This window comes from Micromonospora sp. DT47 (genome assembly GCF_049844475.1).
In the GTDB taxonomy this organism is placed as follows: Bacteria; Actinomycetota; Actinomycetes; order Mycobacteriales; family Micromonosporaceae; genus Micromonospora.
The window spans coordinates 1-26,527 of sequence record NZ_JBNCLC010000014.1 but is presented as its reverse complement, the minus strand read 5'-3'; the positions used below and the strand labels follow the sequence as shown (position 1 = coordinate 26,527).

The window sequence follows — 26,527 nt, the reverse complement described above, 5'->3', positions numbered from 1 at the left end:
CCTACCGCCCTTCCTACTCGTTGACCAGGCTGGTGCCGCCGGAGATCTGCGCCAGCTGGAAGACGACGAACTCGGCCGGCTTCACCGGCGCGACCCCGATCTCACAGGTGACCTGTCCGGCATCGATGGCCTCCGCCGGGTTGGTCGCCCGGTCGCACCGGACGAAGAACGCCTCGTCGGGGGTGAGCCCGAACAGCGCCCCCTTGCGCCACTCCATGACGAGGAAGGCGCTGATGGTGCGTCGGATGCGCGCCCAGAGTGCGTCGTCGTTGGGCTCAAAGACGACCCACTGCGTGCCGGCGAGGATCGACTCCTCCAGGTAGTTGAAGAGCCGACGCACGTTCAGGTAACGCCATGCAGGATCGCTCGACAGCGTGCGCGCCCCCCACACCCGCACGCCACGGCCGGGGAACGTCCGGATGCAGTTCACCCCGATCGGGTTCAGCAGATCCTGCTCGTTCTTGGTGACCTGGGTGGCGAGGCTGATCGCACCGCGGACGACCTCGTTCGCGGGCGCCTTGTGCACCCCCCGGCTGGCGTCGTTGCGTGCCCAGATCCCGCCGATGTGGCCGCTAGGCGGCATGTACTCGTTGGTGCCGGTCGCCGGGTCGAAAACCCTGATCCAGGGGTAGTACAGGGCCGCATACTTGGAGTCGTAGCCGGCGAGGTCCGTCCGCCACTCCTTGACCTGCTGCGGCGACAGGCCCGGCGGGGCGTCCAGGATGGCCATCCGGTCGCCCATTAGCTCGCAGTGCGCGATCATCGCCAGCTGGACTGCCTTGACGGTCTCCAGGTCCACCCCATTGCGCCGGTACGCACTCATCAGGTCGGGCACCGCCACCATGGTGACCTCGTCGACGGCCTCCAGGCCGCCGAAACCGGTCCGCTCGGCGACATCGCCCACGTAGTCGTCGGCGACGACCTCCTGCGGAATCGGCGCCGGCGCCGCAGCCGGGCGCAGCGCTACCGTGCCCTTGGCCAGCCCGGTGCCGGTGGTCACCTCCTCGACGTTGATCAGCTTGGACTTCTCACGCACGACCGTGACCACGTTGTCCTTGCCGCGTTTGGTGGTCACCTCGTGGGTCTCGGCAGGCTTGCCGCCCTGCTTGACGACCACGGTGTAGCGGTCCTCGCCGGCACCGTCGCCGGTGGCCTCGCTGACCTCGACGCTGATGTCGCCGGTCTTCGCGCCGGCTGCGGGCAGCTCGCGTGCGACGAACCGGTAGCCGCCAAGGGTCGCTTGGGGCGCCGCCGCGACCGCCCGGTTGTCGCCGTTGCCACCGTCGGCATCCTCGGTACGCTCGCCACCCACGCGTACGACGTAGCAGGTACCGCCGCCGTTGAGGAAGAAGCCGTAGACGGCATGCGCGAGGTAGCAGTTCTCGGCGAACTCCCCGAAGATCTGCGTGTACTGGCCCCAGTTCGTCACCAGGGTCGGCCGGTGGAAAGGCCCCTGCGGCGCGAACCCGACGAAGGCGGCGACGGCGGTGCCCACTCCCTCGATCGGCCGCGAGCCGGCCGCGACCTCTTCGACGTACACCCCGGGCGAGAGATAGCTGGGCATCACGCCTCCTCGTCGACTGGCTGTAGACCGATGCTGTGGCCGCACGGGACGGCTGCGTAACGGCCACCGGGCTGTGCGGGCGGGAAGAACTGGGTGCCCGAACGGGCAGGCGAAGGTTGTTCTTCATGCTGCGGCGCCGCTGTCACCCCCGTGAGTTCGGCCGACAGGTTCACCGAATGCCCCTTCGGGCAACCGGGAGTGCCCCGGGGAGTGCCCGGGCGCCGGACGTCGAGCGGAGTCGCTTTGGCCACCCTCAAGTCATGACCGGCGCGCGTCGGACAGCGGAATCTGCGAGGGTCGAGGTCGGTGACACCCTCGCCAATGGCAGGCAAAGGGCCGGCGGCAACGGCCGAGGCGCCGCGGTTGGTCCGCATGCCGTTCTGGCGCTGCAGAGAAGCGCCGGCAACGCGGCAGTCAGCGCCCTCATGGCCGCGAGGCTGAGGTCGCCCGGCGAGCAGGCTGTCACCGACATCGACGCCGCTCTTCGAGAGTTCCGCCGCGACGAGCCGGTGATCGACACCGTCGGGAAGGGACTGAAGGCGGCAAAGGCGGCCGGCGTACCGGTCGACCTCGAGGGCCCGAAGCCGCCGGCCTCCGCGCTCGCGGTGACGGTGACGGGCTTCGGGCCGGCCGCGGTAGCCGCGAAGAAGCCCGTTCCGCCGCCCAAGCCCGTACCCGCGGTCAGCCCGCTCGGAAAGGCGGGCGCGAAGGCGCGCGGGAGGGCGGGCGGCAAGGCCCCCGCGAATGCCCACGGCGGCACAGCCCTGGCGGCCGCCCTCAGCGGAGTCGGGGCGACCGCGATGGCCCCTGCTCCGCTGTCCGCGGATCACCTGCTCCAGCCGCCCGTTTCACCCACGACGGTGCGGCCGGACGACGACCCGGCGTTCGCGGCGGTGAAGGGCAACGTGACGGGCTTCGCACGAGCCAAGAAGGCCCATCCATCGGCCGCGTCGAAGGCGAAAGAGGCGCAGGACGCGGCGCTCGCCCCGACCGACGACATCGCCGGGCAGGCCAAGGCGGCCAAGGTCGACACGATGGACGCCCAGCAGGCAGGCACGTTCGACAAGAGGGCCTTCATCGCGGCGGTGAAGGCGGCCATCGGGGCGAAGTCACCGAAGACGCTGAAGGAGGCCGACGACTACAAGTCCTCCGGCAAGGCGGGCGAGGTCAAGGGCGAGGTCAAGGGCCTGGTCACCCAGGGCACGCAGGGCCAGGCCAAGGACATCGAAACGGCCACTGACGCGGCCCCGGACCAATCCAAGGCGGTCGCGAAGCCGGTCGCGCCGATGAGCGAGGAGCAGCCGGGGCAGGCCGTGCCGATCCCGGCCGTAGGCGCCGTACCCAAGCCGGCGCCAGCCGAACAGACCAACCTGGAGGCCGGCAAGCACCAGGTCAACCAGGAAATGGCCGAGGCGGAGGTCACCGACGCGCAGCTCGCGCAGTCCGGCGAGCCCGCGTTCGAGTCGGCCCTCGCCGACAAAGAAGCCGCCGCCGCGCACGCCGACACCGCGCCCGCCGAGTTCCGCCAGCACGAGCAGGCGGTCATCCAGCACGGCAAGGCCGAGGCCGCCGCCGAGACCGCTTCGGGCGTCGCCAGCATGCAGGGCGCCAAGGGCGCGGCGCTCGCCAAGCTTGTCGCCGACAAGGGCAAGACCAAGTCGAAGGACGAGGCGAAGCGCGCCGAGGTCACCGCGAAGATCCAGAGCATCTTCGCCGCCACCGAGGCCGGCGTGAAGAAGATCCTCGACGGCATCGACCCCCAGGTGGAGTCGGTTTTCGAGCAGGGCGAAGCCACCGCCCGGGCGTCCTTCGAGTCGTACGTGGCCGCAAAGATGTCCGCGTACAAGAAGGACCGGTACGGCGGTTGGCTGGGCCGACTGCGCTGGGCCAAGGACAAGCTGCTCGGGATGCCGTCGAAGGTCAACGAGTTCTACGAGGCCGGTCGCGAGCTCTACCTCAAGCAGATGGACGGCGTGATCTCGCGGGTCGCCGACATCGTCGGCAACGACCTGACCGCCGCCAAGAAGCGGATCGCGGCCGGTCGGGCCGAGATCGCGGCGTACGTGAAGAGCCTCCCCGCGGATCTGAAGAAAGTCGGCGCGGAGGCGTCGAAGGAGATCGGCGACCGGTTCGCGCAACTGGAGCGCGACGTCGAGGAGAAGCAGGAAGCGACGGTCGATGCCCTCGCCACAAAGTACGTCGAGGCGCGCAAGGGGCTCGACGAGCGGATCGAGGCCCTGCAGGCCGAGAACAAGGGCCTGGTCGACAAGGCCGTCGGCGCGATCAAGGCCGTCATCAACACGATCCGTGAGCTCGTCGCAGTACTCAAGAACGTCCTCGCCCGCGCGGCCGGTGTCGTCGGCGAGATCATCAAGAACCCCGTCGGGTTCCTTGGCAACCTGATCGCAGGCGTGAAGGGCGGCATCCTCAAGTTCAAGGACAACATCCTCGACCACCTCCGCAAGGGCCTGATGAGCTGGCTCTTCGGGGCGCTCGCGGAGGGCGGCGTCGAGTTGCCCGCCACCTTCGACGTCAAGGGCATCATCAAGCTACTCGCGTCAATCTTCGGCCTGACCTGGGCCAACATCCGCAACCGCATTGTCCGGCAGATCGGCGAGCGGGCGATGACCGCCGCGGAGAAGGGCGTCGAGATCTTCCAGGTCCTCGCGAGCCAGGGCGTTGCGGGTCTGTGGCAGATGCTCATCGAGAAGCTCGGCGACATCAAGGAGATGATCCTCGAGCAGGTGAAGGACTTCGTGATCACGAAGATCATCACGGCCGGCATCACGTGGCTTATCGGGCTGCTGAACCCTGCGGCGGCGTTCATCAAGGCCTGCAAGCTGATCTACGACGTCGTGATGTTCTTCGTGAACAACGCCAGCCGGATCGCGAAGTTCGTCAACACCGTGCTCGACTCGGTCGCCGAGATCGCCCGCGGCAACATCAGCGGCGTGGTCGAGAAGATCAACAACGTGCTCGGCCAGATGGTGCCGATCCTCATCGGCTTCCTGGCCAGCGCGATCGGCCTCGGCGGCATCGGCCAGAAGATCCGCCAGATCGTGGAGACGCTGCAGAAGCCGGTCAACAAGGCTCTCGACTTCGTGATCAAGACCGGCCTCAAGCTCGCCGGCCCGATCATCCGCGGTATCGCGGGCATCAGCGGCAAGGTCAAGGCCAAGGTCGCCGCCGGCAAGGCGTGGGCCAAAGGGAAGATCAAGACTGGCGTCAGGAAAGTTGGTGAGACGCTCGGAATCGTTCGGAAGCCGTTCAGAGCAGGTGCTGAGTCGCACACATTGAGCGTGGATCCAAAGACGGGTCAGTTCCGCATGGCCTCAACGGAAGGCCCGTTGAGGGAGAAGATCCGGGCCCGGGTAGCCGCTCTTCAAGGACGATGGAGGAAGGAGGGGCGGGCCATCGACGTGGAGTCTCATGTAAACGCTGTCATGGCGCAAATCGACAGGGCTCAGAATACGATTACCTCAGCGCGCGCAAATGCCGGGCCTGCGGCGCAGGCCCAGCTCGACCGGCTCGCACCGCTCGTGGCCGACCTACTTATCAGAATCGGTGCGGCAGGCACGCAAACCAACCGCGATCGACCCAGCGGGCTCGGCAACATCGCACCTCATGGTTCGCAGCCTTCGCGACATTCCGGCGACGTGCCGGAGCGGATGCTGGAGTCCGAGCACATCATCCCCGTGAGACTCGTCTCCACACTGCTCGAACAGCTCGGCGAGACCGAAATCATCGAACGCGGCAGCAGTGAGGACAATCGTCAGCACACAATCCTAATCTACAAGTCGGCCGCGACTGCCAAGACTCGTGGGATTGAGGGGGCAGACTGGAACTTTATCCGTCAACTCAAGGCGATTGCGGCGCAGGGCACACCGACGATCGAAGGGCGAAACATCACCGCTAAGCGCATCAGGCAGGGTGGCGCCGAAAGACTCGCGGCCGCGCGTGCGAGCTTCGCGGCGAAGCGAAACCAGTTGAAGTCCACTCTTGTCCAGAAGCTGCCCGCGCTGTTCACTTCCCGGATCAAACTGACGGCCAACAAGGTCCAGTCCGACCACGCTGACAAGGCCAAACAGGATCTGCGCGGCCACATGGAGCCACTGCCGACCGAAGACAAAATCCGTACCGCCGCGGCACTTCAAGCACAGGACATCGTCGCCATCGTCACCGACCGCTTGCCGGACCAATGACATCGAGCGTGACCGGACATGGACAACACGGACCAGGTCCGGGTCCCACTGCTCCCTGCCCCGCACAGTCCCAACCTAACGCCCGCCGCCCACCCGGACGGCGCGAAGGCACGGTGGCCAGGGGTTGTCCACCCACCACCGGTAGTGAGTCGCTCGGCCACACCGCGAGGATCACAAGACCCAACCGGAAACCAGATGACATCCATCGCCACGGGCAACGCGCTGCCGAGAAGGGGGTCGGAGGCTAGCGGACCAGTTGGAAGTCGATGGTCTGGCTCGGTGGGACGGTGATGGACACCGCCAACTCACCGTCCATCGTTTGGAGATCTTCGCCGATCTCCGGCTCCCGCGAGCCCGGGCCGGAGTATTCAGCAAACACGCGGTATACGCCCTCCGGCAGGCGGTAGGAGTACGAGCCGTCCACCCCGCTCTTCGCCTGGTAGAAGGACCCGAAGCTTCTCGGCACGACATAGAAATAGACATCCACGCCGGCCAGAGGCCTTCCCTGCGGGTCATATGTATGGCCGTCCACCACGTTGTCTCCGAGTCCAGGGTTCTGGCCTTGTGGCCGTTCACCGCTTGGTTCGGTCGCCCCAGCGCCATCCGGCACCACCGTGACCACGCTCTCCGGCCGGGCCGGTTCGGACTCCCCGCCAGCGCACGCGGTCAGCATCAGCAGGAGCAGGGCTGCGGCGAGCGAGGCCCACCCCGCCCGTTGCCCGTATCCCTGACGCTCGCTCGGCAACAGACACTCACGCCTGCTCATCTTTCTCCTCTTCCTGGCGCTGGACATAGGTCTGCGCGGTCTTGTCCTCGTCCTCGGCCTCCTCTTGGCGCTGCACTGACGCGCCGCCGTCCGCGGAGCGCTGCACGGCCTGGGCGGGACCGGTGGAGACGACCGGAGCCGGGGCGGACAACAGCCGGTCCGCATTCGCCACCGCCTCGCGCTCGAACCGGTCGGACGGGTCGCTGACCTTCACTCCCGCGCCGGCCTCCGTGCCGTCGACCGGTCCGCTGCGCTGCTGCACCACGTGGGTCAGCTCGTGCGCGAGCATGTGCCGGCCGCCCTCAGAGGCGGGGTCGTACTTGTCGCGCTGGAAGACGATGTTGGAGCCGACGGTGTACGCGTGGGCGTTGACCGCCCGGGCCGACTCGTGCGCCGCACCGTCGATGTGGACCCGCACATCGCCGAAGTCGTGACCGAAGCGGGACTCCATGTCGGCACGGGTTTCCACGTCCAGCGGGCTCCCACCGCCGGAGTTGACCACATCGAGCACCGGCGAGCGCTCCTCATCGACGAGCGCGTTCACGCCCGCGTTGCCGATCGCGCGTTGCAGGCCGAGCAGCCCGGCCGGGCCGAGCACGTCGGTCCGCCCCGCCGCCGCGGCGCGATATGTCAGGTCACCGCCGTCGTCGCGCTCAATGCGGTCGCCCTTGGGACGAAGGCCGCTCTCCAGGTCGTGGTCGTGCCCGCGCATGGCAGTACCTCCGCTCGTTGCCCGTACCGCCTCAGCGTGCGGCCGTCCGCCAGCTGGACGCCAGGGGTGCCCGCGCGCACCAACGGGCAGATCCGCGCGCCCTTTAGGGGCAGATCCGCTCGCGTCGACGGGCGGGTCACCGGAGCCAGTACTCGGCTATGTAGTCCCGGCGGTTCGGCCGGGCGTTGTCTCGCCCGATGAAACAATGCTTGCTGTGCGCTTGGGCGACGATCAACGCGTTCCTCGCGTCCTGCTCGTTGTCCAGGATGAGCATCCGCGACGACCCGTCGGTCAGCAGCCAGCCGCTGTCACCCTCGTCGACGATCGTCAAGCCCGCCTTGCCGTACGGGATGCAGTCCGGCGACTCGATCGTCGTCGTCTGTCCGGACGCGCCCTTCCAGTACTGGACGAGGTAGTCAACGTGGTTGGGCCGGGTGTTTCCGCGCCCGATGAAGCAGAAGTTGGTGGACCGGCGGGCGACCGTCAGCGCCGCGGTGGCGTCGGCCTCGTTGTCCAGTATCAGCATCCCGTGCTCCTGCCCGTCGGCGAGGGTTTCCACCAACCGCCAGCCGATCGCTCCGGCGTCGTAAATCTTCAACTCTTCGGGGTCGTAGGGCAGGCAGTCGGCCGGCTCGATCTTGTCGAGCGGATCCGGGGCGGAGCTTGGCGGCTGGCTGCTCGGCGTGGCGGTAGGTGGGGGCGTCGAGGATTCCCCGGTCGATGGCGTAGCGGGCGGCGAAGGTGTTGGCGACGGGCCAGTCGTCGGCGGCGGGCCGGTCGTCACCGCTGGCGGCGTCGACGTCGGCGACTGGGCCGCCGGGCCAGGGGTCCTGTCATCGCCGCTGGCGAGGGCGAACGCGGCACCGCCGCCGCCGAGCAGCAGCGCCGTGACCAGGGCGGCGGCCGGCACCCAGGGCGGAAACACCGGTACGACGTGCCGGGTGCCGTCGGCACGCAGCGGAGCACTGGCGCCCTCCACGGCGACGGTGGCGTGGATCGGCACGGCGCGGGGTCGGCCGAACCAGCGCCGCGGCACTCGTACGGTCAGCGGGACGCTTGCGCGACCGGGCGGCAGCTCGACGGCGGTCCGGCCGAGCACCATCCGGAAGGCCCCCTCGTCGTCGGCCGCGCTGAGCCCGGCGCGCTCGACGATGTTGCCGCGGTTGTCCACCACCACCTGGTGCTTCGTGGCGCCCCGCCCGGACGAGCTGGGCGGAACCAGCTCGGCCGCGACGTCGTGGTACGCGGCGACGGCGGCAACGCCGTTCGCCGTGACGGTGAGCTGTCGGTGGACGGTCGAGTCGAGTCGCACCACGTACCAGGCGTGGCCGGCGGGACAGGACGAGGCCCGCGGCGGCGAGAAACGCAAGGTCACCGTGCCGGTCTGCTCGGGATAGATGGACAACTCCGCCGGCTCAACGACCGTCCAGGCCGCGGCCGGCCCGGTCACCGTGATCTGGAGCCCCTCGACCTTCGTGCCGGCGTTGTAGACCGACAGCGTGGTCGAGGCACTGGAGCCGGGCGTCACCTCGACGACGTTGTCGGCCAGCGTCGCACGCACCCCCACGCGCTGGTCCCGACCGTCGTTCGGTCCACCGCCTTCCGCCGGGAGTCGGCCGAACTGGGCGGTCGCACCGAGCGGGACGGTACCGCGGGCGGGGTGCGGAGGAGGCGGCTGCCCCTGGCTCGGCCGATCACCCGCCCACCCCAGATACTCGCCGCAGTCCGGGTTCGCGCAGAACTGAGCACCGTCCGCGTTGGCCCGACCGCAAGCTCGACATGTCACGCTCATCGCTGCCCGCCTCCTCTTCTCCTCGCCGTCGGCGTCGCCCCGCGGCCGTCAGGTCGCCAACGCCAGGTACTGGCCGAACTCGCGGTCGAGGCACAGTCGGCCGAGTTTTCGGTACTCCCGGGCGACAGCGCCGACCACGTCGGCCATGCCGACCGGCCGTCTCGCCTCGGCCGCGAGATACGCCGCGGTCACCGCCGCCGAGCGGATGTGACCGCCCGCCAGCTCGAACGCCGTGGCCAGAAAGTTCAGGTCAACGTCCGACGAACGGGGCAACCTGGCGCCCAAGCACCGGTCCCACAACGTCAGACGCAGCTCCTCGTCGGGCAGCGGGAAGTCCACGACGACGTCTAGCCGTCGGGTGAACGCCTCATCGAGGTTGGCGCGCAGGTTCGTGGCGAGGATGGCAATGCCGTCGAAGGTTTCCATGCGCTGCAGCAGGTACGCGCTCTCGATGTTGGCGTACCGATCGTGGGCGTCACGCACCTCGGAACGCTTGCCGAAGATCGCGTCCGCCTCGTCGAAGAGCAGGACTCCGTTGACACCGGCCGCTTCCGAGAAGATCAATTCGAGGTTCTTCTCGGTCTCCCCCACATACTTGTCCACCACCGTGGCGAGGTTGACGGTGTAGAGGTCGAGACCGAGCGAGGCGGAGACAACCTCCGCGGACATCGTCTTGCCGGTGCCCGAGTCGCCGGCAAAGAGGCCCGTCACTCCACGGCCGCGACCGCCGCCGGGGCGCATCCGCCACTGGTCGAGCACCTGGTCGCGGTAGCGCGCGCGGGCCGCCAGCTCGCGGAGCTGGCCGAGCACCGCCGTGGGCAGCACGAGGTCCGACCAGTCGACTGCGGGCTCGACGCGACGGGCGAGCCGTTCCAGGCCGGCGGCGTTCTGGCTGCGCGCGCCCTGCCGCAGCAGGTCGGCGGTGACGGTGCCGTCCGCGGCGCGGGCGGACAGCACGGCGTCTTGAGCGGCCCGCCGGATCTGCAGCGGCCCGAGCGTGAAGTGCGCGGTCACCGCGGCCGGGTCGACGCCGGAGGCGAGCCGTCCGTCCAGCGCGTCCCGCCACGCGGCGACCCGTACGGCCGGCGGGATCGGGACGGCGTCCACGCGGAGCGGCGAGCACCGGCTCTGGCGAGGGTCCCAGCCCACCACGCCGTACAGCAGTAGCGGTACCTGCGTGCGGGAGAACGCCTCCACGGCAGCGCTCACGTCAACTCGGTCGAGCGGGCCGAGTACCACGCCGGCTCCGCTGAGCAACGCTTCGCAGACCAGGGGCCGGGCGAGCTGCGGCGAGTCCGCCAGGCGGGCCGCGTCGACCGCAAGCGCCCTCATGCCGGACCGGGCGAGCGCGCTCACGCCCAGGGCGAGGCCGCTACCACCCTGGCGCTCCCGCAGGTACGCCAGGCGAACCCCGTCGCCGAGAGCGCGAGCCAGCAGGTCGGCGTCGGTCAGATCGGGCACCGGCCGCACCGCGTCGTCGAGCAGCGGGTGCAGGTCCGGGTCCGTCCGGTCGTCGCCGAGAAGGTGACCAACCACCCGGTCGGTGAGTCGCAGCGCACGCGACAGGAACGGCCGCTCCGGCTCCTCGACGGCGAGCAGGCCGGTGACGATCAACGGCGCGTCGGCGGCGAGGCGGGCCCGTCCCGCCGCTGCCGCCTCCGGTACGCCGCAGAGTCGCAGGGCGAGCCCCACGGTCGCCCGGCGGCGGGTGACATCGTCGTTGAGGTAGCCGTAGAACTGCTCGAAGCGGCTGTCGACGTCGGGCGCCAATGCCACGAGCAACAGTTCGGTGTCCAACGCGCTGAGACCAGCCGCCGCCGGCAGCAGCGCCAGACCCGGCGGCGGCGCCGGGTCGGGCAACCGGGGCGCCTGGAGCAGCCCGTCGATCGCCTGATCGGACAAATACAAGCCCAGGAACGGGTCGTCCGGGCTAGGATCGGTGGCACGCCGGGCGGCGACCGAGTCCCGCACCCGCCGCTCCAGCGCGGCCAAGCGGGCGAGCAGCTCGGCGGGAGGGGCCATCTACTGCCCCCGTACCCGACTCATGGCCGGTCGCGGCGCGGGCACCGTCGGGCTGTGGTGCTCGACGTCCCGGCGATCGCCCACGCGCCCGTCCCCGTCGACGTCCAGACGCATACCGTCGGTGGCCACCTGGGCGGCCGGGTAGCGACGTCCAGCGTCGATCGGCACGCTGACCACCACATCGAGTGATGGCTTGAGCTCGCCGCCCAGTGCCGTCCACACGTCGGCGAACGCCCGGTCCTCCGGTGGGGGCAGCGCCACGGTCATCGGCACCGGCAGACCGAGCGCCGCGAGGGAACCGGTGAGCACCGCAGGCGGGAGGGCCTCGTACCCGAGCAGGGTGAGCAGCAGCGACGACAGCAGCCGATGCTCGTCCTCTGGGCGCTGGGTCCAGGCAGTGATGAGGTACGACATCTTGACGTACCTGGGCGGCAGGTGTCGGGCGGAGACCCGGCCGTCCGGGCCGTACTCGTTGAGCAGGCCCCGCTGGCGACGGCGCAGGTCTTCCCGGATGTCGTACAGGTACATGTTGACCGTCGGCGCGTTGCGTCGGGCGGCCCACTCCTTGGTGGGCGCGTCGAGGGCGATCTCGACGTCGTTGCCGGTAAGCGCCTCGGCGCGCAACACCCGGCGCAGCGCGTCGTCCACCTCGTGGATCATTAGTGCCTCCGATGGCCGAGCGACGGTTAAATGAGCCCGTGGCGCAGGGCGTACGCGACGGCGTGCGAGCGGTTGCGCAGGTGGAGGCGGCTGGTGACGTCGTGCAGCACGTTCTTCACGGTGCGTTGGGAGTACGAAAGCTTCAGGGCGATCTCGGCGGTGTCGAACCCGTCGGCGACGAGCCGCAACACCTCGATCTCACGTTCGGTCAGGCCCGAGAAGGTCCACCCACGCGGTCCGAGCACCTGCCGTTGCAGGCGCCCCACCTGATTGAGCAGCCGGCCGAGCAGGTCCGGCGGCACGCTGCCCTCGCCCTGCGCGGCACTGGTGATCACAGCCACCAGTCGGTCCGGCGTCGCCTCGACGCGGCGGATCACGCCAGTGACACCGACCTCGATGACGGCGGCCAGATCAGCTTCGTCGAGTTGGGTGGCGACCACGACCAACTGGGGTACGCCCCCACACCGCAGTTCACGCAGCACCCGCAGCGCCTCGTCGTCGATCGAGTCAGCCACCACCAGCCCGACGCCAGCCTCCCCGACCTCCTCGGGAGCGAGCACCCGAACCTCGGGCCGAGGTCGCAGTTGACCGGCTACACCGACGTACGAGATCGGGTCATTAGCGTGCAGGTAGACCGGAATCCTCCTGGTTGCCATGCGAACCGCCTCCTGGTGCCCTCCCAGTCGCCTTTCAGTAGCGTGCGACAAGGCAGCAATCACCCAGTCAACGTGGACTCAACGGGGCGAGGATTTCCTCCCCCGGGCGACGTCATGTGCGACCTCGGTCCGGGGCAGATCCCGGACGTCCCCCTCCGCACCTACCGACGTGGTGAGCGTGCGGCTTCGCATGCAAGCACAACCCGCCGCCCGTTTTGCCTCCTTCAGACTGAGTCCCTGTCCACCCTCCGACAGATCGATATCCGACGCATTCCCCTCCGCCCTACGCTGTCGCCAAACTCACGTGGCTCCTAAGGGCCCGTGGCGGGCGGTCCAGGGAGTACGTCGTGGACGGGTCGGAGGGCAACCACGCAACCAGCGGCGAGCCGGACAACGATGTCGGGGCTCCGGTACACGTCGAGGTGGTGCCCGATCCAAGGTTCCTCGGGCACCTCGGGCCGGCCGATCTTGTGGAGCGATTCAGCGATCGCGCTGCGGAGTTGGGGGCCGCGATCGGTGCCGTGGGCGAACAACTGCGTCGCGCCCTGGAACTGCGGATGGCTCAGGCGCCGCAAGGGGCGTGGGAGCTGTCGCAGATCAGTGTCGAATTGGCACTCAACCTGGAGGCGGAGTCCGGCGTCATCATCGCCAAGGCGAAGAGCGCGGCGGCATTCCAGGCATCGTTGACGTGGACCCGGCGGTCGCCCGCCCGGGCACCGGCATCCGGCGAGGAAGCGGGCGGGCCGTCCGGCGCTGCCGATGCGGAGCAGAAGACATGAGCCCCCGTGCGGTCGGACGCCTACGCGGCCCGGACGGAAGTTGGCTCGGCACCGCCTTCGCGGTCGCCCACGACCGGCTGATCACCTGCTGGCACTGCCTCGCCGCGCGCAGCGACCTGGACCGACTGCGGTACCCGGACGTCGACGTCGTCCTCAGCAGCGACGTCAGCCTGCTCGCCCACTACCTCGACCATGACCCGCGCCTCGACGTGGCCCTGCTCGCCGTCGACCCGGCCACCCCGATTCCGGCCGGCTGGTCGATCGTCGGCCTGGACACCGGCCTGTCGCCCGCTCGCTTCACCACGGTTGACGTCATCGGCTGGCCCACCGATAATCCCTCTCTGCTCGACCCCCAGGTGATATCGGCGGAAATCCGCGTGTCGAGCACAACCATCGGCACCGGGCAGCCGGTGATGCGGCTCTACTCACCGGAAGTCGCTGCGCGCCTAAGGCCGCACGGGTTCAGCGGCGGACCCGTGCTGGCAGCGTTCCCCGGCTCACATCCCGCAATCGGTGTGTTGCGGTGGATGCAGTCGGAAAGGAACGACCCAGGCATCGCCGTCGGCGGTGCCATCTACGCGGTGCCGGCAGGAGAAGTGCTGCGCCGCTGGCCCGAATTGGGCTCGGAGCCGGCCGCCGACGCCGTCGCCCGGCTCACCGGCGATCCGGGCGCACCCGGCTGGTCGGTAGTGGCCAACTTCCTCGACAGCCATCTGTACGGATTGGCTGGGCCGCTGCCCTTCGCCGGCCGCGACGCGGAACTAGCCGCCTTGCAAGAGTGGCTGAGCGAACCGCAAGCCCCTCAGTACCACCTGATCTCCGGCGGGGCCGGAGCCGGCAAGAGCACACTGCTGGCCCGGTGGGTTGCGGCGCTGGCCGAGCAGCCGGTATCCGGTCTGCACGTCATATTCGTGCCGATCAGCGGACGGTACGAAGCAACGAGCGCGCAGGACGTCTTTCGCTCGCTGCTACACCGCGTGGCCCGGTTGCACGGAGTGCCGTACGACCGGATGGCGAGCGCGGCGGCGTGCCGCGACCACTTGAACGCCCTGCTCGCGGCATCCGCGCCCGACGGATCGACACTGCTGGTGGTGATCGACGCGCTGGACGAGGCCGGCGACTGGGAGCCTGGCCCCCAGCACCTCCCACGCCGTCTGGGCGAGCGGGTCCGGGTCGTCCTCTCCGCCCGTCACACCAGGCAGCGGCCCACCGCCCGGCACTGGATGGACCTGCTCGACCTGGACATCGGCCGGTGCACCTCGACGGTGCTGGGACCGCTGCGCCCCGAGGCGACCGCCGTCCTGATCGACCAGGTGCGAGGCACCGCTGATGGCAACGCGGAGCTGGCCGCACGGCTCCATCGACTGACCGACGGGGAGCCAGTGACCACCGCCCTGTACCTGCGCGACCTGGCCGAGCAGCCGGCGGCTCTGCCGGCGCGATGGCCGGAGGAGTCCGGGACGGTACGGGTCGGCATCGCCGGGTATCTGGCGCGTTGGCTGACCGAGCAACGCCGACAGTGGGACCGTCGTGATGCCAAGCGGATCAAGAGCGCGCTACGGCTGCTCAACCTTCTCGCGCTCGCCGAGGGACCACTACCGAGAGCTCAACTGCGGCCTCTGCTCGCCCGTGTGGGCAGCGACGTGGACGCCGAACGTTTGCACCATGCGCTGAACCTGCTGGACCGGTTCCTTCTTTCCGGGCCGGAGCGAGATTCGGTGGTCCTGGCACACCCGCTGATTGCCGAGGCACGCCGCGAGTGGCTGCGTGAGAATGACGAGTACGAGAGCTACGCCGGGGCCTATGTCGAGTGGGCCGAACGGGTGCTCGACGAGGTTGTCGGCGGCCGACTGCTCCCCAGCATCGTGCCGACCTATCTGGTTCGCCACGCGTCGGCGCACCTGCTGCCCACAAGTGCGGTAGACGGAGTCGCCACGGCGCTGCCGATGGCGAGTGCCTACCGACTGGTGCATCCGAAGTGGCGGCAGGTGCAGGACCAGAACGACGACGGCGTCGACGGCTATCGGAGGGACGCTTCGCGGGTCCTGGCGTACGCGCGCGCGGTCAACGCAGCGGCGGTCGATGCCGGCCGCGCGCCGCCCTATCTGCCGGAGCAGATCTGCGGCGCGGCGTCGCTCGCCGGTGAACAGTCTGCGCTGCAGGGTGGGATCAGCCCCCGACTCGTCGGAGAGCTGGTGCGGTACGGGCTGTGGCGGCCCAGCCGGGCGCTGGCCTACGTGGCCGGCCTAGTCAGTGACGGTGGTCGCGCCGAGGGGGTGGTCGCGCTGGCCGCCCACTTGGACTACCGGGAGCTGAGCGCGCTGCGTCAGATCCTCGAGTCACTAAAGGCGGCCTACTCGGAGGACCTGGCCTGGGCCAGCGGGGCGTGGGCTCGCCGGCTGCTCGACCTCGGATTACCGGACGAGGCTGTCGAAGCGGCGGGTTGGCTGCCGCAGGACCATCGCTGCCGCGACATGGTTCGGGTGTGGGTGCTGGCCGAGCTGATACCGGCTCTGCCCGCGCCTATGGCGCGCCAAGCGTTGGCAGCGGCGCTGGAGCTGATCAATCCCCATGGGCAGGGCTTGGTGTACGCCGCGTCGCACCTGACCCGCCGAGTGCCTCGGCAGCTCGCAGAGGAGTTGTGGCACCGGGGTGAAACCCGGACCGGGGACATGCCCACGCAACGGTTGATCCACGCGCTGCAAGGCGAGATCACGCGCCGAGCGCCGTTCCTGGACGAGTGGCACGGGGGTGGGATGCTGCACAGCCGGTCCCTCGTCGCCGCCGCGCCCTGGCTGCACGATGACCTGCTGGATTACGTGCTCGCCTGGGTGTTCGCCGACCGGGAAGCATCGCGTCGGTGGGGTGATCTCTCCGGCAGGGCCGTGTACGATCTGGGCCCGGGCCTGCATTACTCGGGGCTGATGAGCATCGTCCCGGCCAGGCTGGCACCGCTTGCCGCGGACTGGGTACGCGAGAAGCTTGACGGCAGCGAGCGAGCCGTGTGCCTCCTGCAGTTGCTACCCGTCCTGGCCACCGAGGATCGCGACCGAGCCGCGGCCGAGGCGTTCGCGGATCCGCGGGTGCTGTCCGATCTAGACTTGAACTGCGTGGAAACGGTGGCGCCTGCCCTGGCCGAAGCCGGGTTCGCCGATCGCCTGCTGGAGGCGATGGCGGATCGGCGCTTCACGGACAGCGAGCGGTGGCTGAAAGTCCTCGGCCCCGGTCTGAGCCGGGGGCAGACAGAGCATGCCTTGGCAATGTCCGACCGCGGCAACAAGGTGACCTCTGGTCCCGGCTACAGCCCCGCGGCGCTGGCCCGGCTCGCTGCGTTCGATCGAGACGCCGCTGCCCGGGCGCTGGACCTGGTTTACGAGAGCGCCGACGAGCGACTGCCGTCCCAGCTGCGCTCGTTGCTACCGGCTCTGCTCACGGACTTCACACCGAGCAGCCACGACGAGCCCGACCGGTACCCAGGTCCCGGAACCACCAACTACGGGGCGCCGTGGTGGGAGGATGGTATCTACCGCGGTGTCCCGTGGCAGCGGTACAGCAACCTCCGCGCGTACCGACGTCGGCCCGCCGACCGCGGGTCGTTGTGGGCGCTCATCGCCGCAATGCTGGCCGACGACGACCAGCGCGAGCCGATTGAGCAGTTGCTGATGCAGTCCCCGGCGCTGCGCGCGGAGGTGACCGGCGAGAGGCCAGCTGACGACCACGGCGCCACAGACGAACCCGGCCTCTCCCCTCGCGATACCGCGCGGCTGACTCGTACCGTTGTCGCCCTGGCCTTCGAGGCGGCAGGCGGCCTCGACCCGGGCGACCTGCCTGCACTACGGGCACTGGCCGCTACCCAGTCCGACCCGTGGGCGGCGCTCACTCTACTCGCCGCCGGCACACACATACCCCAGCCACAGGCCCACGCGGACATCGTCGCCGAGATCGCCGACGGGCTCCGGTCACTGCGGGACGCCTCGGCGGGGCGCGCCCGCGAGATGGAGTTGGAGGGGTTACCCCGGGAGTGTCCATGGCTGATGCGGATGGATGGCGACTGGTTGCCATTCTTCATGCGCATGCTCTCCCCATGCGCCTGGCCGAGCCTCAAGCCGCTGCTGTTCGAGGACGGCTACCTCGACGGCGTGCTACGCCGGCACTCCTGGTACATCGAGCCCGACGGCCACGAACGGCTCGATGACTGGGCACACAACGTCCTCGCGTACACCCCCGTGCTGGACACTGATGAGCTGCACCGCATCTCGGCCATCGGACGGCAGGTGCGTTCGGCCACGACCCGCGGCTGGTTCTATGCGGGTGTCATCACCGGATTCGCCATGCGCGGCGAGATGACCAAGGCGTACGAGGCGATGCAGTACATCGATGGGGAGCAATATATTGGCGCTCGGGAGGCCGCACTCACCGAGGTCGGCGCGCTGACCCCGGCGGCCCTCCTGCCGAACTGGCTCGACTACGTGCACAGCCGGCTCAACGACCCTGCCGACCGGGGGGCACTGTGGGGACGCGTGCTGCAAAACCGGTGGCCCGAGCTGTCTGCGGCCCAGTGCTGGAACGTGCTCGACCGCTGGCTGGCCGGGCCCCTGCGCAGCCGAGCCGATGTTTTGGCCGACGTACTTGCGTACGCCAACGCGGTACATCGACTGGCCGGCAGCGGCGAGGTCCGGCGGATCCTCGCGCTGAGTCGACTATGAACACGCCTGAGCCACTTCGCTAGCCATGTGCAGCAGTCAGGTGCCCACCCGCGGGGTCCCGGGCGTCGGGGATCTGCCTAGCTTCCACGTCTGGATGTCCGTAGCCCGCGAGTCAGTCGGCCGATTGTGATGGAACAGTCGACTGCGCAGATCGACTCGATCGGCTGAGCCAGCCGCGTTCGGCGGCTAGGCCGGCTAGTTGGCTCCGTGTCCGGACGCCAAGCTTGCGGTAGATATGCATGAGGTGGAACTCGATGGTCTTTGGCGATAGGAAAAGCTCAGCTGCTGCCTCACGGTTGGTTGCGCCGTTTGCGACCGCAAGTGCCACCTGTAGTTCCTGGGCCGTCAGGCTTTCTCCGACGCGGTCACGTCGACGTCGCGGCGCCGCACCCGTGGCATGCAGCTCGCTTTCGGCACGCCGAAGCCAGGGGTGAGCCCCCAGTTGCGCGAAGCCCTCGATTGCCTGCCGTAGCGCGTGCCGTGCTTCGGTCCGGCGGCCCTCGCGTCGCAGGCGCTCGCCATGGCACAGATGGGTGCGGGCGACCTCGAAGGGCGCGGGAAGGTCACCGAGATGCTCAAGCGCCACAGCGAAGGCTGCTTCGGCTTCGGCCTCCTCGGCGAGCAGGGCCCGGCAGCGGGCAGCGGTGCCAAGGGCCCAACGGCTACCGGCCTGGTCGGCCTGGTTTGCAAACTCGTCTATCGCGGTTCGTGCATCGGCGTGGCGGCCAGCTCGCACGAGTGCCTCGATGTGATCTGCGTGCCACGGAACAACGCCCGGCTCACCTAGCCCGTGCAGCTCGGAAAGGGCGCGCGCGGTGTCAAGGTGCTGGATCGCTGGCTCGATGTGGCCAAGGCCGAGTTCCAACAGTCCAAGGGAAGAATGGATGTATGTGCGACCCGGCTCGATGTGGCATCGCCCTATCAAGGTGAGCGCGCGGGCGGCGTTCGTACGGGCGCGGTGTTCGTGTCCGGCCACGGCGTCGAGTCGGGTGAGGCAGTCAAGAGCGAACGAGGAGATGACGTCCTGGCCCAACTCGTTGCTCAGCAACAATGCCTCTTCGGCCTCCGCGGCAGCCACCGCCCACCGACCAAGCCGGAAATCGAGCTCTGCCCTGCAGGTGAGCGGCCACGGCAGGGTGGCTGGGGCGCTGGCGCGGCGCGCCGAGGAGATCAGCCGATCTAACAGTGCCGCGGAGATGTCGTACCGTTCGAGCCAGGAGAAGCAGTGGGCGGCGTGAGTAATGAGCTCCGCAGCCTCGGTCAACGGATCGGCGCCGCCCAGCACGGCCAGCGAGGCGGTCAGCAGTTCCTGGGCCTGCGGGCGTTTGCCGTTGAGGATCAGGGCGGTCGCCAACATGGCGTCCGCGACGGCCTTGACCGCGGGTGCGCCGAGCGGGGCGACCGCGCTCGCCTTGCGCGCCGTCTCGAGCGCGTCGCGAATGTCACCGACCGAGAGACGGTCAAGGGAGGCCTGGGACAGCATCGCCGCGCACCGTGCTGGATCTACCTCACGGACCAGCTCCGCCTCCTTGGCCAGCATCCGATCCGCCACGTCCGCGTGGCCTCGCATGACCAGGATCCGGCCCCGCAGATGCTGAATGTCCGCGCGTGCTATCACGCTCTGGCAGTCGCTGAATGCCTCGTCGAGCATCTGCATTGCCTCGTTTGGCTGACCGGCGGTGTAATAGGCGCGCGCCGCCTCGGTAAGGCGGGCGACGCGCCGCTGTAAGTGTGGAGACAGCCGGGCCGCCCGTTCGAGCGCCGACGCAGCCGCGGCCGGTGCCCCGCGGCGCCGCGCATCCATACCGATCTGCTCCACCTGTCGGGCAACCGCCTCATCCTCGCCGACCGTGGCCTGGGCCAGGTGCCACACGCCCAGTTCCCCGGGCACAACCCGTCCGAGCGCTGTGTGCGCGGCGCGCCGTTCCGGACCCAGGGCGCTGTGATATATCGCCGAGCGCAGCAGAGGATGACGGAAGCTAAATGTTCCGCCGCTGACTGAGATCAGGTTCGCTCGCTCGGCGGCATCGAGAGCGCTCGGTGGCAACCCAAGGTCGCGGAGTGCGTCGATCACGGGCTGCAGCCGCCTTGCGCCGCTCGCCGCTGCCACCAGGAGCCCCTTACGCGTAGACTCTGCCAGCCCGGACACTCGCAGCAGAAATGCGTGTTCCAGCGTCGGTCCCACAGGCAGCGGCCCTTCGATGGGTCGCCGGCCGGCCAACTGGTCGCCGCTCAACAGGCGCGGGATCTCGAGCAGGGCCAGTGGATTGCCCTCAGTGCTCTCCGTTATCAGCTTGGCCACCCGTGGCGACACATTGCCGTGGGCGGCCCGCAGCAGTGCAAACGCAGCGGATTCCGGGAGGCCTGAGAGCTCGAGCCGATCGATACCGGCCCGGCGGGCCTGATCGAACTGCGACCCGGGCAGAGTGGCTACGAGAAAGGCCACTGCTTCTCTTCGAAGGCGGCGTGCGGCAAAGAGCAGCGCCTCCGTGGAGGCCGCGTCGACCCATTGCGCGTCGTCAACGACCACGAGCAACGGAGCTCGCTCAGCTACGACCGCCAGCAGGCTCATCACCGCCGCACCGATCGCCAACCGATGTCCCTGCGGCGCCGCACGCCGTGCGAGTGCCGCCTTCAACGCCACTGCCTGCGGTTCGGGTAACGCGTCCAGATGATCGAGCTCGGTCGCGAAGAGCTCAACGAGCCCCGCAAAGGGAAGGTTCGCCTCGGCCTCGACGCCACTTATCGAGAGCACTGGCAGACCGGCCGTCTCCGCGTCAGCCAACGCCCAGTTGCAGATCGCACTCTTGCCGATCCCCGCTTCGCCTGACAGCACCAACATGCTGCCGCGGCTGCGGTGCGCGGCATGCATAAGCCGAGCTATCTGTCCACACTCAGCCTCACGACCGGCGAGGAACAGCCTTCTCGAGTCCCACACACCGGCCGTTGGCGACTGGTGTCTGCTGGGGTCGGACGACAAGGTGACCTTCCCAAGGTTGACCTTGCGCGGATTCTACCGACCACCCGACCACCGAACTATCGCCTTCCAGTCAGGCTGAGTGGGATGCGCCGCCGCCCGGCGGGACGCAACCCCACCTGGTCGCGCTGGTCCGCGCCCGGCGCGTTCATCGACGCGCACAAGGAGCTGTTCGGCGGGGTCGAGCCGATCTGCCGTGTCCTGACCGGTCACGGCATGAAGATCGCCGCCAGCACCTGCTACAAGGCCAAAGTCATGCCACCGTCGGCGCGGGCGGTGCGTGACAGCGAGATCCTCGCCGAGATCCGGCGGGTGCATCAGGCCAATTACGGCGTCTACGGGGCCCGCAAGGTGTGGGCGCAGCTGCGCCGTGACGGCAATCCGGTGGCCCGCTGCACGGTCGAGCGGCTCATGCGGCAGGCGGGCCTGGCCGGCGTGGTGCGGGCCAAGAAGATCCGCACCACCATCGCCGACGCCGGGCATGAGCGAGCGCAGGATCTGGTGCAGCGGGACTTCACCGCCATTGCCCCGAACCGATGCTGGGTCGCGGACTTCACCCACGTGAGCACGTTCGCCGGCGTGGTCTACGTGGCGTTCGTCGTCGATGTCTACTCGAGGGCGATCATGGGCTGGTCCGCGGCCACCACCAAACACACCACCCTCGTCCTGGACGCACTCGACATGGGCCTGTGGCGCCGTGACCGCGCCAGAAGGCACGCGCAAATGGCGGTGACACCTTCGAAGCCGCCGAAGAGGTCACCGCGCACGAAGCCCTGGTCAACGCGCCGACAGCGGGGTCGCAGTCTCAGCCAACGGGGCCCGCTTCGGCGCCCCGGACGGCGAGCTACAGAGACGGACAGACACCGATCAATCTGCTCCCGGCCGTGCCGGCTAGGCGGCCGTCGGCACCGTCAACGCGAGTCGGGACTGCCCCGGGTTTGGTTGACTCGCGGGGTTGATCCGGCCGGAGTACACGTCCTTGATCGCGCAGACGTAGAGCTTGCCCTCGCCGGTGGGGTGTTCGGTGATGTCGGTCAGCCACACGGCGTTTGGAGCATCGGCGGTAAAGACCTTTTTGACTAGCGGTGACCACTTCGGTGGCGTGCACCCAATCTGCTCCCAGCACAGGGCCCAGCCCGCCTACCAGTTCGTTACCGCCCTGACCCGTGCACCCTTCCCTACCAGGCGAGATAGAGCGCCGTTGAAGTCCGTTCAGCGCCGTTGAGTACTGCGTGTGAAGCGGGACGCTGCACTCACCCCGACCTGCGGAAATGTGGAGCCGCAGGTGGGTGCGGGTGCCGTTGAGTGTGGTTCAGTGCCGTTGAATGCAGTTCAGCGCCGTTCAGCGCACCTCGTTGCTCCCAACGTGCTCCCCCACCATCGGTGCTTTGCGAACCTCGAACGCGTCGTTACCCGCCGTGCTGGGGCGCTCCGTCCGGCGCCGCTTCGACTCGGGAATCGGACCCCGGGAAGAAGAGACCCTCGTGTCCGTCGAGCCAGCGCACGACGTACGGCGGAGTGCCGTCCTCATGCCGTATCGCGATGATCTCGCCGACCCGCCGCGTCTGACCCACCCGGGTGCCCTCCACGATGAGCCGGTCGCCGACGTTGGCCTTCATGGTGCCCTCCCTCGCGGTCCGTCGTCGCCGGTCTGCCGGTGGCTCGGCCTTCCTGCGACCTTCCCGAGGCCGCCGGACACCGCGCGCTCCGCTTCACCCAGGCTGGCCGCTTCGGACGCGCCCGTCAACGTCGAACTCGTACGAGCGGGTGGTGGCCGGCTGCGTTCGCTGGCCACCACCCTCGGGATGACACGGTCAGTGGTGGTGTCCTAGTTGGGACCTGATCTCGCCGCCCGGATACTTGGTGCTGTGGACGTTGACGTAGGTGCTGCCGGCGCGGATCGCGGTGATGAGTTCGGCGAACTCTTCCGTCGCGATGCCCTGCCCGACGGGACCGATGACGTCGGCGGGCCGGAGGGTCCCCGAGATCGTGGCCGGCGCGGGTGGGCAGGCCTGGGTGCCCGCCGGGCCGTTGCCGAGGTTCGAGCAGAGGAAGACGCTGATCCCACCGGACTGCGACGGACTGCCCACATGGATGTGCGCCTGGGTCACGGTGCCCTCGAGACCCGTGTAGCTCAGCTCGTACGAAATCTGCTGTCGCCCCTCGTCGATCTGTACCCGGAATTGACCGTCGCCGCTCGTCGACAGCGCGAGCGGCGTCTCGTTGTAGCCGGTGAGTTGCTCGTGCAGGGTGTTCCCGGTTGTGCCGTCCGGATCGGCGAGGGCCGCGCTCCCCGTGGCGGTGCCCGCCACCACGACGCTGACCGCGGCCGCGATCGCGAATCTCCGTGCCCGTCCTGTCATGACATTGTGCCCCCTTCTGTAGACACGCGGTCTCCCTTCGGGTACACGCGTCAGCGGCGGCCCGGGTTCAACCCGCGAGGATGCCGTTTAGATATGTCCACGACGCGGTGCTGTCCTCGGTGGGGCCGTGCGGCCGGCGAAACTCGTCGATGAAGCAGGCGATGTCGGCGAGGTTCCACCACAGCCGGTAGAGGGCCAGACCGGCGGCATTGACCGGCCGGCCGGTGGCCCGGGCGTAGCAGTACCTCGTCGGTGTCGCCGGCGACCATCCACAGGTCCCGTTCCGGTGGCGCGATCTGCACGGTGTCCCGGTCGATGAGCCGCAGACCGACGGTGCTCCGGATCAGGTTTCCGGGGTGCGGTTAGCCGTGGGTGACGACCCAGTCCCTTGTTATGCGGCGCACCCCGCCGACGAGCCGGTCGAAGTCGCCCAGCATCCGCTCGACGTAATCGGCACGGGCCGCCAGCAACCGCCGGGCCGGCTCGGCGAACGGCCCGGCGACCCTGTGCCTGCCGAGAATGCCATCCGCCCTGCTCAGGGCGAACTCGTCGGTACCTGGCGACCGATCACGGCTGGTTCGGCTTGTCACCTGACCGATCGGTGTCGGTGACTACGGGATGATGCCGCCTCGTGCTGCTGCGACTGGCCTACCTCGGTGTGGCCAACGTGTTCGCGCTGCTGCGGCTGCTGCCCGCAGCGATCACGACAAGGACACCGAGGTCCTCATCCTGCGCCACCAGATCGCCGTGCTGCAGCGCCAACTCGGCGACCAACGCGTCCGATTCCAGCCCGCCGACAGGGCCCTGCTGGCCGCCTTGCTGCGCCCACTCCCCCGGGCCGCGCTGCGGCAGCTTCGGCTGCGGCTCTGTTGCGTTGAGCGTCGGCAAGATCGAGGCAGACTTGAGCTGTGTGAAGGCGTCGACTCGTTCTCGCTCGTGGCAGCCGCCGAAGTCGGCGTTCGCCGGCTTTCGCTTCCCGTCCGAGGTGATCGTCGTCGCGGTCCGCTGCTGGCGCCGTTGCGTTTGTGGAACCGGTGGACGGATGAACCCGCGCAGGGTCCGCGGTCAGATTGCTTGGGCGAGTTCGGTGAACGCAGCGGCGACCCGCGTTGTCGGCGGGGCGTCGACCGCGAGTTCGTAGTGGCCGCGCCGAAGGTTCTGCATGAAGGCATGTCCGGCGATGATCACCTGTGCTGTCTCCCCCGTTCGCAGCCCACGCATCGGTCTCAGCCGGTGTTTGAGCTGGCTGTGATCAGCCTCGGTCGGATTATTGGCGTACTGCTCGACGTGGTGCCGTGCCGACGGGATCAGCTCGTCGAGGACAGCGGGGTAGACCGCGGCGGCGTCGGTGACCACCTCGCTGGGTGTCACCTTCAACGCCGATAGCGCCCGGCGGAAGAACCTCCGCGCCGCGCCGGCGTCCCGACGCGCCGAGACCAGCACATCGATGACCTGCCCGTACTGGTCGACCGCCCGGTACGCGTACCGCCAGACTCCGTTGACCTTACGTAGGTCTCCCCCGCACCGCGACGACGATCACCTCGATTGGGAACCGGAAGCCAGCGAACGCCGACTTCGGTGGCAGCCGCGAGCGAGGACGAACCAACGACTTCACCGATCAAGTCTGCCTCGATCACGCCAACGCTCAACGCAACAGAGCAGTTGAGTGCTGTTCGGTGCAGTTCGGCGCCGTTCAGTGCACCCGCTGCTCCCAATCCGCTCCCCATCATCGGCCGGTACAGGGGTGCAGCAACGCCAGCTGGTCCGGCAACTCGGGTGCGGTGAGCAATGGGAGGCCCATGCCGGCACGGCAGCGCGGCGAGCCGGCTGTCGAAGGCTACCGACGCGATCGGGCATGGTTGTCACCGTTTCCGTTGGCGGGCATGGCGGCCGTTGGCTGCGACGAGGCCGGCGTCGGGTACGTCGGCCGGTTCGGGTTCTCGAACCGGTTGTCCGCTGCGACCCACGCTGTGCAGGTGGTGCAGCGCTTGCCGGTAGGAGTCGAGGAGGGTGGTCTCGACGTAGGGCAGGCCGTGCTCGAGGCAGTAGGCGCGGACGATGGGCCGGGCGTGGCGTAGTGAAGCGCGGGGCATGCTGGGGAACAGGTGGTGTTCGATCTGGTGGTTCAGGCCGCCGAGCAGGAAGTCGATCAGCCAGCTGCCACGGACGTTGCGGGAGGTGAGGACCTGGCGGCGAAGAAAGTCCGTGTCGTCGTCTTCCGCGAGGATCGGCATGCCCTTGTGGTTGGGAGCGAAGGCACATCCCAGGTACGCCCCGAAAAGGCCCTGCTGAACGACGACGAAGACCAACGCCCGCAGCGGGGATAACACCGCAACGACCGCGGTGAGGTACGCGGCGGCGTGCAGCCCGAGCAACAGCGCCTCCCTGCCACGCTCACGATACGTGGACCGCGACAGCGCCCGGACGCTGGCCACGTGGAGGGAGACGGCCTCGAGCAGCAGCATCGGAAAGAACAGGAGGCCCTGGTAGCGGGCGAGCAGCCGTCCAGCACCGCGCCGCGCACGGGCCTGTGTGCCTGTGAACACGATGGTTTCGCCCGAGATATCGGGGTCGAGGCCCTCCTGGTTGGGGTGGGCGTGGTGGCGGTGGTGTTTGTCGACCCACCAGCCGAAGGCCAGCCCGATCGCCAGGTTGCCGTGCAACAGCCCGACCAGCTGGTTGGCGCGTCGGGATCGGAAGATCTGCCGGTGGCCGGCGTCGTGGCCGAGGAACCCGGTCTGGGTGAAGACCACGGCCAGGAACGCCGCGGTGACCAGTTGCCACCACGAGTCCCCCAGCAGCACGAAGACCGTCCAGCCGGCGACAACCAACGCGGCGTTGATTGCGATCTTGATCGTGTAGTAGGTCGGGCGCAGGTCGAGCAGGCCTGCCTGCCGCACCCGGGTCAACAGCTCGGCATAATCGCTGCCGCGACGGCGCTGCGACCCTGGCCGCGCCTGCGCGATGGTCGAATCGATGCTGCTCACGAATCCTCCCGGTAATCGACGCTCAGCACGCCGCCGGGGTCTGGAGCAAACGCTTCCCTCAGCCTACTCCGCCACCCGTCGCAGATCTGAACGACGCGACCAAACGCCCGGCCGGACGGCGAGTATGCGGACGAGGGCTCCGGGGCTCGGCCTGGCGTGGTCATCTGGCAGAGGTCGGCTGGCGGGCGCGTTCCTGTGAGCGTCTGATCTCCGCCTCGGCTTCCGTCCGATCGGCCCAGATCCCGCGTTCGACGTCGACGCTTCTGCCCGGCTCCAGGTCCTTGTACACCTGGAAGAAGTGTTGGATCTCCAGCTTGTGGAAGTGTTCCAGATCCGTGATG

At 68.9% G+C, this 26,527-nt stretch carries 17 protein-coding genes and 3 pseudogenes; 4 read left to right on the top strand and 16 right to left on the bottom strand.

Annotated elements, in window-relative coordinates; genetic code table 11:
• Nucleotides 1-13: 13 nt before the first annotated feature.
• Entirely contained in the window at nt 14-1,564 is a 1,551-nt protein-coding gene (locus ACLQ2U_RS20785; RefSeq protein ID WP_425752375.1) for a phage tail sheath family protein, read from the bottom strand.
• 260 nt (nt 1,565-1,824) lie between these two features.
• Between ACLQ2U_RS20785 and ACLQ2U_RS20780 the strand changes: the two genes are divergently transcribed.
• Nucleotides 1,825-5,766 carry a phage tail protein gene (locus tag ACLQ2U_RS20780; RefSeq protein ID WP_425752374.1) on the top strand — a complete coding sequence of 1,314 codons (3,942 nt, stop codon included), beginning with the start codon at nt 1,825-1,827 and terminating at the stop codon, nt 5,764-5,766.
• A 244-nt stretch (nt 5,767-6,010) separates the two neighbouring features.
• On the opposite strand, the gene ACLQ2U_RS20775 is transcribed toward ACLQ2U_RS20780, so the two are convergent.
• From ACLQ2U_RS20775 to ACLQ2U_RS20750, 6 genes are all read right to left on the bottom strand, one after another.
• Nucleotides 6,011-6,532, bottom strand: a complete 522-nt coding sequence (locus tag ACLQ2U_RS20775) for a hypothetical protein (RefSeq protein ID WP_425752373.1) — start codon at nt 6,530-6,532, stop codon at nt 6,011-6,013.
• On the bottom strand, nt 6,519-7,244 hold the full coding sequence (locus tag ACLQ2U_RS20770) for a DUF4157 domain-containing protein (protein ID WP_425752372.1): 726 nt from the start codon (nt 7,242-7,244) through the stop codon (nt 6,519-6,521). Before ACLQ2U_RS20770 ends, ACLQ2U_RS20775 begins: the two co-directional genes overlap by 14 nt.
• Before the next feature lie 136 nt (nt 7,245-7,380).
• Nucleotides 7,381-8,811, bottom strand: coding sequence for a hypothetical protein (locus tag ACLQ2U_RS20765; RefSeq protein ID WP_425752371.1), 1,431 nt, complete (start codon nt 8,809-8,811; stop codon nt 7,381-7,383).
• A 273-nt stretch (nt 8,812-9,084) separates the two neighbouring features.
• Nucleotides 9,085-11,058, bottom strand: coding sequence for an ATP-binding protein (locus ACLQ2U_RS20760; RefSeq protein WP_425752370.1), 1,974 nt, complete (start codon nt 11,056-11,058; stop codon nt 9,085-9,087).
• Complete coding sequence (locus ACLQ2U_RS20755) at nt 11,059-11,718, bottom strand: DUF4255 domain-containing protein (protein ID WP_425752369.1); 660 nt, start codon at nt 11,716-11,718, stop codon at nt 11,059-11,061.
• Between the two features lie 26 nt (nt 11,719-11,744).
• Complete coding sequence (locus ACLQ2U_RS20750; protein ID WP_425752368.1) at nt 11,745-12,278, bottom strand: helix-turn-helix transcriptional regulator; 534 nt, start codon at nt 12,276-12,278, stop codon at nt 11,745-11,747.
• A gap of 443 nt (nt 12,279-12,721) precedes the next feature.
• On the opposite strand from ACLQ2U_RS20750, the gene ACLQ2U_RS20745 reads away from it, so the two are divergent.
• Nucleotides 12,722-13,153: a CU044_2847 family protein gene (locus ACLQ2U_RS20745; protein WP_425752367.1), complete on the top strand. Its 432-nt coding sequence runs from the start codon at nt 12,722-12,724 to the stop codon at nt 13,151-13,153.
• Nucleotides 13,150-17,859: an AAA family ATPase gene (locus tag ACLQ2U_RS20740; protein WP_425752366.1), complete on the top strand. Its 4,710-nt coding sequence runs from the start codon at nt 13,150-13,152 to the stop codon at nt 17,857-17,859. Before ACLQ2U_RS20745 ends, ACLQ2U_RS20740 begins: the two co-directional genes overlap by 4 nt.
• Nucleotides 17,860-17,971: 112 nt before the next feature.
• On the opposite strand, the gene ACLQ2U_RS20735 is transcribed toward ACLQ2U_RS20740, so the two are convergent.
• Nucleotides 17,972-20,797 carry an ATP-binding protein gene (locus ACLQ2U_RS20735; RefSeq protein ID WP_425752365.1) on the bottom strand — a complete coding sequence of 942 codons (2,826 nt, stop codon included), beginning with the start codon at nt 20,795-20,797 and terminating at the stop codon, nt 17,972-17,974.
• Here ACLQ2U_RS20735 and ACLQ2U_RS20730 point away from each other — a divergent pair.
• Nucleotides 20,726-21,532 (top strand): annotated as a pseudogene (locus tag ACLQ2U_RS20730) (IS3 family transposase); the annotation flags it as partial. The gene ACLQ2U_RS20735 and the pseudogene ACLQ2U_RS20730 sit on opposite strands and share 72 nt — an antisense overlap.
• Nucleotides 21,533-21,793: 261 nt before the next feature.
• Here the strand turns inward: ACLQ2U_RS20730 and ACLQ2U_RS20725 are convergent.
• From ACLQ2U_RS20725 to ACLQ2U_RS20690, 8 genes and pseudogenes are all read right to left on the bottom strand, one after another.
• Nucleotides 21,794-21,919: pseudogene (locus tag ACLQ2U_RS20725) on the bottom strand (IS3 family transposase); the annotation flags it as partial.
• A gap of 326 nt (nt 21,920-22,245) precedes the next feature.
• On the bottom strand, nt 22,246-22,455 hold the full coding sequence (locus ACLQ2U_RS20720; protein WP_425752364.1) for a DUF1918 domain-containing protein: 210 nt from the start codon (nt 22,453-22,455) through the stop codon (nt 22,246-22,248).
• Between the two features lie 195 nt (nt 22,456-22,650).
• A complete protein-coding gene (locus ACLQ2U_RS20715) occupies nt 22,651-23,148 on the bottom strand; it encodes a CHRD domain-containing protein (RefSeq protein ID WP_425752363.1) in 498 nt (165 codons plus the stop codon).
• Nucleotides 23,149-23,561: 413 nt separating this feature from the next.
• Complete coding sequence (locus ACLQ2U_RS20710; RefSeq protein WP_425752362.1) at nt 23,562-23,789, bottom strand: hypothetical protein; 228 nt, start codon at nt 23,787-23,789, stop codon at nt 23,562-23,564.
• Nucleotides 23,790-23,847: 58 nt separating this feature from the next.
• Nucleotides 23,848-24,087, bottom strand: a complete 240-nt coding sequence (locus tag ACLQ2U_RS20705) for a hypothetical protein (RefSeq protein ID WP_425752361.1) — start codon at nt 24,085-24,087, stop codon at nt 23,848-23,850.
• A gap of 177 nt (nt 24,088-24,264) precedes the next feature.
• Nucleotides 24,265-24,755, bottom strand: a pseudogene (locus ACLQ2U_RS20700) (IS6 family transposase); the annotation flags it as partial.
• 306 nt (nt 24,756-25,061) lie between these two features.
• The gene (locus ACLQ2U_RS20695; protein ID WP_425752360.1) at nt 25,062-26,186 is read right to left on the bottom strand and encodes a fatty acid desaturase family protein; all 1,125 of its coding nucleotides are present in this window, start codon (nt 26,184-26,186) and stop codon (nt 25,062-25,064) included.
• Nucleotides 26,187-26,346: 160 nt separating this feature from the next.
• Nucleotides 26,347-26,527, bottom strand: a 181-nt coding sequence (locus ACLQ2U_RS20690) for an inorganic diphosphatase (protein ID WP_425752359.1), incomplete at its 5' end; no start/stop codon positions are given.

Bases quoted from the DNA above. Each gene is read 5' to 3' on its own strand.
- ACLQ2U_RS20755 (WP_425752369.1), bottom strand. From the start codon at position 11,718: ATGATCCACGAGGTGGACGACGCGCTGCGCCGGGTGTTGCGCGCCGAG.
- ACLQ2U_RS20770 (WP_425752372.1), bottom strand. From the start codon at position 7,244: ATGCGCGGGCACGACCACGACCTGGAGAGCGGCCTTCGTCCCAAGGGC.
- ACLQ2U_RS20760 (WP_425752370.1), bottom strand. From the start codon at position 11,058: ATGGCCCCTCCCGCCGAGCTGCTCGCCCGCTTGGCCGCGCTGGAGCGG.
- ACLQ2U_RS20780 (WP_425752374.1), top strand. From the start codon at position 1,825: ATGACCGGCGCGCGTCGGACAGCGGAATCTGCGAGGGTCGAGGTCGGT.
- ACLQ2U_RS20740 (WP_425752366.1), top strand. From the start codon at position 13,150: ATGAGCCCCCGTGCGGTCGGACGCCTACGCGGCCCGGACGGAAGTTGG.
- ACLQ2U_RS20775 (WP_425752373.1), bottom strand. From the start codon at position 6,532: ATGAGCAGGCGTGAGTGTCTGTTGCCGAGCGAGCGTCAGGGATACGGG.
- ACLQ2U_RS20720 (WP_425752364.1), bottom strand. From the start codon at position 22,455: ATGAAGGCCAACGTCGGCGACCGGCTCATCGTGGAGGGCACCCGGGTG.
- ACLQ2U_RS20785 (WP_425752375.1), bottom strand. From the start codon at position 1,564: ATGCCCAGCTATCTCTCGCCCGGGGTGTACGTCGAAGAGGTCGCGGCC.